The 7,759-nt window shown below is 52.1% G+C and carries 8 protein-coding genes; 4 read left to right on the top strand and 4 right to left on the bottom strand.

Going from position 1 to position 7,759, the window contains the following annotated elements; all coding sequences use genetic code 11:
- Positions 1–131 precede the first annotated feature (131 nt).
- From rdgB to MOY_RS15595, 4 genes are all read left to right on the top strand, one after another.
- On the top strand, positions 132–740 hold the full coding sequence (gene rdgB / locus MOY_RS15580; protein WP_009101644.1) for an RdgB/HAM1 family non-canonical purine NTP pyrophosphatase: 609 nt from the start codon (positions 132–134) through the stop codon (positions 738–740).
- Positions 733–1,902, top strand: a complete 1,170-nt coding sequence (gene hemW, locus MOY_RS15585) for a radical SAM family heme chaperone HemW (RefSeq protein WP_009101647.1) — start codon at positions 733–735, stop codon at positions 1,900–1,902. Before rdgB ends, hemW begins: the two co-directional genes overlap by 8 nt.
- A 45-nt stretch (positions 1,903–1,947) precedes the next feature.
- Positions 1,948–2,622 carry an OmpA family protein gene (locus MOY_RS15590; RefSeq protein ID WP_009101649.1) on the top strand — a complete coding sequence of 225 codons (675 nt, stop codon included), beginning with the start codon at positions 1,948–1,950 and terminating at the stop codon, positions 2,620–2,622.
- A gap of 106 nt (positions 2,623–2,728) precedes the next feature.
- Positions 2,729–3,574: a 23S rRNA (adenine(2030)-N(6))-methyltransferase RlmJ gene (locus tag MOY_RS15595; RefSeq protein WP_009101650.1), complete on the top strand. Its 846-nt coding sequence runs from the start codon at positions 2,729–2,731 to the stop codon at positions 3,572–3,574.
- A 7-nt stretch (positions 3,575–3,581) separates the two neighbouring features.
- Here the strand turns inward: MOY_RS15595 and mnmE are convergent, their stop codons facing one another.
- From mnmE to rpmH, 4 genes are all read right to left on the bottom strand, one after another.
- Complete coding sequence (mnmE, locus tag MOY_RS15600; RefSeq protein ID WP_009101651.1) at positions 3,582–4,952, bottom strand: tRNA uridine-5-carboxymethylaminomethyl(34) synthesis GTPase MnmE; 1,371 nt, start codon at positions 4,950–4,952, stop codon at positions 3,582–3,584.
- Between the two features lie 109 nt (positions 4,953–5,061).
- Positions 5,062–6,750, bottom strand: a complete 1,689-nt coding sequence (gene yidC, locus MOY_RS15605) for a membrane protein insertase YidC (RefSeq protein WP_009101653.1) — start codon at positions 6,748–6,750, stop codon at positions 5,062–5,064.
- A gap of 115 nt (positions 6,751–6,865) precedes the next feature.
- The gene (rnpA, locus tag MOY_RS15610) at positions 6,866–7,267 is read right to left on the bottom strand and encodes a ribonuclease P protein component (RefSeq protein ID WP_139029326.1); all 402 of its coding nucleotides are present in this window, start codon (positions 7,265–7,267) and stop codon (positions 6,866–6,868) included.
- A gap of 13 nt (positions 7,268–7,280) precedes the next feature.
- Positions 7,281–7,415 (bottom strand): 50S ribosomal protein L34, encoded by a 135-nt coding sequence (gene rpmH, locus MOY_RS15615; RefSeq protein WP_009101657.1) that lies wholly within the window; start codon positions 7,413–7,415, stop codon positions 7,281–7,283.
- Positions 7,416–7,759: the final 344 nt, after the last annotated feature.

The raw sequence follows: 7,759 nt of genomic DNA on the forward strand, positions 1-7,759 counted from the left end.
TTTGAATATATTTGTTCGGTTTAAAATAAATTTTAGAATAATAAGCAACGATACATTGAGTAACACTTTGTTGGCTTCTGATGCGTATTCGATAGGCGTAGACTGAGCGTCTCTTGTTTGGAGGTTTACCTATGTCAACGCTTACTCCCCTGGTGTTAGCCAGCGGCAATGATGGAAAGCTTAGAGAGTTCAACCAGTTACTGATGCCACTAGGGTTTGATGTCCGCCCTCAGGCAGAATTTGGCGTATGTGATGTGGAAGAAACAGGGCTTACGTTTGTAGAAAATGCATTGCTAAAAGCACGAGAGGCGAGCCGAGTCAGTGGGTTACCCGCGTTGGCTGATGATTCTGGCTTAGAAGTAGATGCACTCCACGGGGCGCCGGGGATTTACTCAGCGCGCTATGCTGGGGAGCCGAAAAGCGATCAGAAAAACAATGCAAAGCTATTAGAAGCGCTTAGTGAGTGCGCAGAGGGGCAGCGAACCGGTCGCTACTGGTGTGTGCTGGTCTATTTGCGCCATGCTGAAGACCCTGTTCCAGTTATTGTTCAACGCAGTTGGGAGGGTGAGATTCTGGCCCATCCACGAGGAGAGGGCGGCTTTGGTTACGATCCGCTTTTTTGGTTACCCGACCAGGGGATGAGTGTGGCTGAGCTACCCAGTGAAACCAAAAACCGTTTGAGTCATCGAGGTCGCGCGCTACAGAGTTTAGTGGACCTTTTGAAGGTGGCGCATGGCTGAGCCATTACCTCCGCTCTCGCTCTACATCCATACGCCATGGTGTGTGCGCAAGTGTCCCTATTGCGACTTTAACTCGCATGAGCCTGAGCGCAGTGAGCTGCCGGAAAAGGCTTATTTAGGCGCGCTTCTGAAAGACCTTGATGGGGATCTTACCCTGGCGGCTGGGCGAACGATCGAGACGATCTTTATTGGAGGGGGGACTCCCAGCCTGCTATCGCCAGCGTTTTATCGCGAACTATTTTACGCAATAAGCCAACGCCTTCCCTTTGCTGCCGATATTGAAATTACCCTTGAAGCCAATCCTGGGACAACCGAGCAAGAACGTTTTATTGGCTACCGAGAAGCGGGTATTAACCGTTTATCGTTAGGCGTGCAAAGTTTTCATGCCACGCAGCTCGAAGCGTTAGGGCGTATTCATAGCGGCCAAGAAGCCCTACAAGCGGTCAAGCAGGCTCGTAAAGCGGGGTTTAATAATCTCAATATTGATTTGATGCATGGGCTGCCTCAGCAAACGCCTGCACAAGCACTGGAGGATATAGAACAAGCCCTGGCGATCTCACCCGAGCATCTCTCTTGGTATCAATTAACGCTTGAACCTAATACCGCCTTCTTTTCTCATCCTCCGGTACTCCCTGAAGAGGAGGCGCTTTGGGATATCCAAGAAGCGGGCCATCAGCGTCTTGAGCAAGCGGGCCTACATCGCTATGAAATATCTGCCTATGCAAAGCCTCACCAGCAAAGTCGTCATAACATCAATTACTGGCAGTTTGGAGACTATCTTGGCATTGGGGCGGGAGCTCACGGTAAGCTGACGACCATTGACCAAGAGGGGCAGTGGCATATAGGGCGGCGTTGGAAAACACGCCAACCAGACGCTTATTTACGGCGTGTAAATGACCCGCGTGGCTTTATTGCGGGGAAGCAGCTCATCAGTGTTGATGAGCTACCGCTCGAATTTGCGATGAACGCACTGCGTTTAACGGATGGTGTCACCGTGGGGAAGTGGACACGCCATACCGGGCAGCCTGAGGCTGTGTTACTTAAACGCTTACAAAGTGCCCATGAAAAAGGACTTTTGATGGAAATGCCTGAAAAGCTACGTGCTTCGCCTCAAGGTCTATTATTCTTGAATGAGTTGCTGGCCTTGATAAGTGATGAGTGATCAGCGATATAACAGCATTACCCTGAAGATAAAATGGAGTGAGCGATGCGTATTTTTCGACTACTGACCCCGCTAGCGGCTGCTATCTTAGTGGCCGGTTGTGCGACCACAGACCCTTATGGCGGCCAAACGCAACGCTCTAGTACTGCGATGGGCTCGGGCATTGGCGCGGCTGTGGGTGCAGCGGCAGGTGCGTTATCCGGTGATGGCAGTACCAGCCGACGTGATCGTGCATTAATTGGCGCGGCCGTTGGCGCAGCTGCAGGTGCAGGGATTGGCGTTTATATGGATCGCCAAGAGCAGCAGCTGCGTGAAAACCTACAAGGGTCACGTATCGAAATTGACCGTCGCGGTGATGATATTGTTCTCAATATGCCAAGCGGCGTGACGTTTGGCTTTGACTCAGCAGACCTTACTAGTGAAGCTCGTGGTGCACTCAACGAAGTAGCCAATGTATTGACGCAGTATCAAGACACTCGGGTGAACATTGCGGGCCACACCGATAGTGTAGGTGACCCCAGCTATAACCAGCGTCTCTCTGAGCGTCGCGCTCAGGCGGTAAGCAGTTATTTAAGCCAAAATGGCGTTTCTTCCACGCGCCTTAATACCAGGGGTTATGGTGCTAACCAGCCAGTGGCGAGTAACGACACAGACCAAGGCCGCGCCCAAAACCGCCGAGTTGAGATTACTCTTACGCCCACTGGCGATGGCCAAGGCTAGCCAGTCACTATTGGGTTAGCAACGATCATCTAACTCCGGTATTGCTGCTAAAAGCCCGCTATGCTCACATAGCGGGCTTTTTTCGATTAACTGTTAGCGAGCTGCCATGCTGTCCTATCAACACGCCTACCATGCCGGCAATTTTGCCGATGTACATAAACACCTCACGCTTTACGCAGTCATTGATTATTTATTACGTAAAAAAACAGCCATTACATATATAGACACCCACGCTGGAAGAGGCCTCTATCCCCTTGCCACAAAAGAGACCCAGCGGCTACAAGAGTACCGCGCAGGTATTTGGCCGCTATGGCAGGCTCGCCGCGAGTTGAAGAATCCGCTGTTGGAAGCGTGGTTAGAAGCGCTGGTTAGCGCTCAGCCTAAAGGGGATGAGCTAACCCATTATCCGGGATCACCTTGGTGGCTCTCCCAACCGCTGCGTGAACAAGATCGGCTTAAACTTTATGAGCTGCACCCCGGGGAGCATGAGCACTTAAACGGTCAAGCGCTTCCTAAGCAGGCTCAGCGAATTTATGGTGACGGCTTGGCTGGGTTGAGAAAGTTAGTGCCTGTGGCAACGCCACGCTTATGCGCGCTAATTGACCCCAGCTACGAGCTTAAAACAGAGTATCAAGACGTGGCCGATGCGGCGGTGTACGCCATGGAAAAAGCGCGCCATGCAGTACTAATGATTTGGTACCCACTGCTGCCAGCAGGCCATCACCACACGCTATTAACAGGCTTGGAGGAGAGCGGCATCCGTAAAATTTGGCGCAGCGAGCTGCAGCTGCGCCAACCTAACGCACAAAGCCACGGTATGTATGGCAGTGGCATGCTCGTTATTAACCCCCCCTGGGGGCTCAATGAGCACTTAGCTGCGGCAATGGCGCAAATGTCGCCGCTGCTAGGCGCTGAAAGCCGCTATCACAGTGAATGGTTAGTAGGTGAATAGAAATCGGTTACTTACCAATACAGAAGCTGCCGAAAATCTCGCCAAGCAGATCATCGGCGCTAAATTCACCGGTGATCTCTCCCAAGGCTTGCTGGGCATCACGTAGATCTTCAGCAAGTAACTCTCCAGCCCCGTAGCCATCTAGCTGGGCTCGCCCGGTTTCTAGTGCGGTCATAGCGCGGTCTAAGGCATTTAGATGACGGCGGCGCGCTGAGAAACGCCCTTCTGTAGTGGTTGAAAAGCCCATGATCTCTTTTAGATGGGCTTTTAAACTATCCACACCCTCACCGGTTTTAGCCGAGAGTCTTAGTGTGGGAGTGGTTGTGGATAAATCAATACCCGCCTGTTCAGCGTTGGTATCAATCTTATTACGCACCAGCGTCAAGCGTGCTTTATCGGGAAGACGTGCCACAAATTCTGGCCAAATAGTCATCGGATCCGTTGTTTCAGTCGTCGCGGCATCGACCAGCAATAACACCCGATCTGCTTTTTCAATCTCTTCCCACGCCCTGGCTACGCCAATTTTTTCAACAGCATCCGGGGTGTCGCGCAGCCCTGCGGTGTCAATGATATGCAACGGCATGCCGTCAATATGGATATGTTCGCGCAGCACGTCTCGGGTGGTGCCGGCGATATCCGTCACAATAGCGGTATCCTGCTCCGTCAGCGCGTTTAGCAAGCTGGACTTACCCGCATTGGGGCGCCCAGCGATAACCACGCTCATACCCTCACGCAGCAAGGCACCTTGGCCTGCCGCTTTACGTACATCGGCTAATGCTTGCTGCACGCCTGCTAGGTGCTGGGCTACATGGCCATCGGCAAGGAAATCGATCTCCTCTTCAGGGAAATCAATGGCGGCTTCTACATAAACCCTCAGCTCAATTAGCCGCTGCACGAGGGCTGAAACGCGCTGAGAAAATTCACCTTGTAGCGACCTCACGGCGTTTTCGGCCGCCGAACGCGAGGAAGCATCAATCAAATCGGCAATCGCTTCGGCCTGGGCGAGATCAAGTTTGTCGTTGAGAAAAGCGCGCTCGGAGAACTCGCCAGGACGCGCCAAGCGGGCGCCCAACTGAAGGCAGCGTTCCAACAGCATATCCATGATGATCGGGCCGCCATGCCCTTGAAGCTCGAGCACATCTTCACCGGTAAAGGAGGATGGGCCGTTGAATAGCAGGGCTATCCCTTCATCAATGGTGCCTTCAGCGCCGTTAAATGACCCGTAGTGGGCGAAGCGTGGGGCTGGACAGTGCCCAAGTATGGCGGAGGCGATATCACGGCAGGCAGGGCCTGACACGCGAATAATGCCTACTCCGCCACGGCCAGGAGGGGTTGCCAGGGCGGTAATAGTGTCTTGGGTATAAAGTCGATCGGCCATGGCGGTTCCCGTTACTGAATGGAAAATAGTGAGGCGTTGTTATGCCTAAGTTACGCCTAAAACGCCAGACCCCCGCAAGAGCGGGGGTCTGGTTGCTTCGTAAGATGCGCTATTTGGTTCGCATCCCTTTACCCACGCTGGGGTCATTCTCGATATTACGCGTAATAACATACTGCTGCGCGACCGAGATAATGTTGTTGACCACCCAGTAGATGACCAGACCTGCCGGGAACCACAGGAAGAAGAAAGTGAAGATAATCGGTAGCATCTTCATAATCTTCGCTTGCATGGGGTCCGGCGGTGTCGGGTTCAGCAACTGCTGAACATACATCGAAATACCCATCAGGATCGGCAGAATGAAATACGGATCTTTCACCGATAGATCCTGGATCCAGAACATAAAGGGTGCGTGGCGAAGCTCAACGGATTCAAGCAACATCCAGTAAAGTGCAATAAACACCGGCATTTGCACCAGGATCGGTAAGCAGCCGCCCAGAGGATTGATTTTCTCCTTCTGGTAGAACTTCATCATCTCTTGAGACATTTTCTGACGATCATCGCCATACATCTCTTTGAGACGCTGCATCTCCGGGCCGAGTTTCCGCATACGTGCCATAGACTTGTATGCCTTGGCAGAAAGCGGGAACAGTGCCAGTTTCACCAATACGGTCAGCAGTACAATCGACCACCCCCAGTTGCCGACCACATCATGGATTTTATCCAGTAGCCAGAACAGCGGGTTGGCGATAAACCATAGCCAGCCGTAATCCACGGTTAAGCGCAGGTTGGGTGCCACTTGTTCAAGATAGTCTTGAACCTTAGGGCCCATATAGAGCGTTGCGCTTAACGTGGCCTCACCGTCAGCAGCAATGCTGGTGGTTGGGCCTGCAAAAGCAGCTACATTACGGTCGCGAGAATCGGTCGTGGCGTAAAAAAGGTTCTGCTGATTTTGTGCAGGCGCCCAGGCAGAAACAAAGTAGTGCTGGATAATGGCCACCCAGCCACCTTGCGCCTCACGGTTTTCGAATCGACCACGTTGAATATCGTCAAAGTCGATCTTGTCGTAGCGCGTATCTGGCGTGGAATAGGCAGCCCCTAAATAGGAGCTCATACCCATTGCAACACCGCTAGACGGGTCGGGGCTGTTATCCCGCGCTAGTTGGCCAATAAAGCGTGCGCTAACAGGCGCGTCGGTATTATTAGCTAAGTAGTAGCTCACTTCGACAGCATAGCTTCCGCGCTCAAACGAGAGCCGCTTGATGATATCGACACCGTTAACCTCGGCGGTTAGATCCACGCTTAGCTGCTCTTCGTTATTACCCAGGCGATACTCAGAGCGCTCAGGGGTAAACACGATGCGGCTAGCCTGGCCATCTAACTGTAGGCCTGAACGTGCTACGTAGCTGCGGTTTGTGTTGTCTGAAAGCAGTACATAGTTCCGGTCTGAATCCAGGGTTAACTTATGCTGAGGTAGCGCTGCATAGACGATATCGCCGCCGTGCGGGTCAATACGCACATCGAGAACATCAGTGGTAACGGCAATAAAGTCGCGGCTTGCCGTTTCACTTTCAGTCGCATCCTGCATGCCATCGCCGATAGCGCTTTGGGGGGCCGAGGTGCTGGGAACCGCCAAATCATCGCCATTGGAGGGATCGCTTGCCGGGGCGCCGTTGCTACTTTGTGTAATCTCAGGCGACGAATCGTAGGAGATCTGCCCGTAATCCTGATTCCATTGGACTACCAGTAGGTAGGCCAGTACAGCCAGTGGAATCAGTAATAAAAGTCGTTTTACGTCCATGAGGGTTCTGCCCGATGGGTGGTGAACATGCTAATGGCGCAGTGTCATTTACTCGACCCATGACACACGAAAGCCTGCCAGGCGGCAGGCCGAGGTCGAGCGGCGAGGTGTGTCGTCAAGCGTCACGTGTTACGCCATCAAGCGGGGGAGTTGAAGACACCGCCTGTGCGTCACGCTGAAGTCGCTTCCACATGCCGTGTAGCTGGCGGTGGAGCGTTTCATTATCAATATCCTGAACACCACGCTTAGCCAGAATTACTATATCCATTGAGGGTAAGTGATCTTGGCGAAGCCGAGCGGATTCTCTAACAAGACGCTTAAAGCGGTTGCGATCAACAGCGCGCTTCACATTTTTTTTGCTGACCACCAGTCCAATGCGGGGATGCCCCCGAGTACTTAAGCGCGCTAGCGCCATCATACCTTTGCCATGAACTTTTAGGTCTGCTTGTTCAAACACGTGACTAAAATCCCCAGCGTTTAGCAAACGCAAGCACCGGGGAAAGCCTTGATGCAGCACACGCAATCCGAAATCAGGCGCTCAGACGCTTGCGGCCTTTGGCGCGGCGGCGTGAAATTACAGCACGGCCGTTTTTGGTTGCCATACGAGCACGGAAGCCATGCGCGCGCTTGCGCTTGAGAACGCTAGGTTGAAAAGTGCGTTTCATAACTCGTTATTCCCACGTGGTTTAGGACGGAAAATGAATTCCAAAAGACCCGGTCCAGTGAGAACTAGCCGGGTAGATTCAATTCAAGACCGGAAATTGTAGAGACTTCCCGCCGCCGGTGCAATTTTTCCTTGCATAAAAAGCGTTAAAAAGGCAATGCCCGTTTTAGTGACTGTTCATCAGTGGCGCCACACCGATGGACTATTATTACTAGTAGTATTACTTAAAACCTATTGTTATTAATAGTGGGGATACTAATTGTGGATAAGCTATTTAAAGATAATTTTATCAACAGGTTAAAATCATAAAAAATCTGTGCATAACTATCAAATAAGCACTAAATA

It is taken from the genome of Halomonas sp. GFAJ-1 (genome assembly GCF_000236625.2).
GTDB lineage: Bacteria > Pseudomonadota > Gammaproteobacteria > Pseudomonadales > Halomonadaceae > Vreelandella.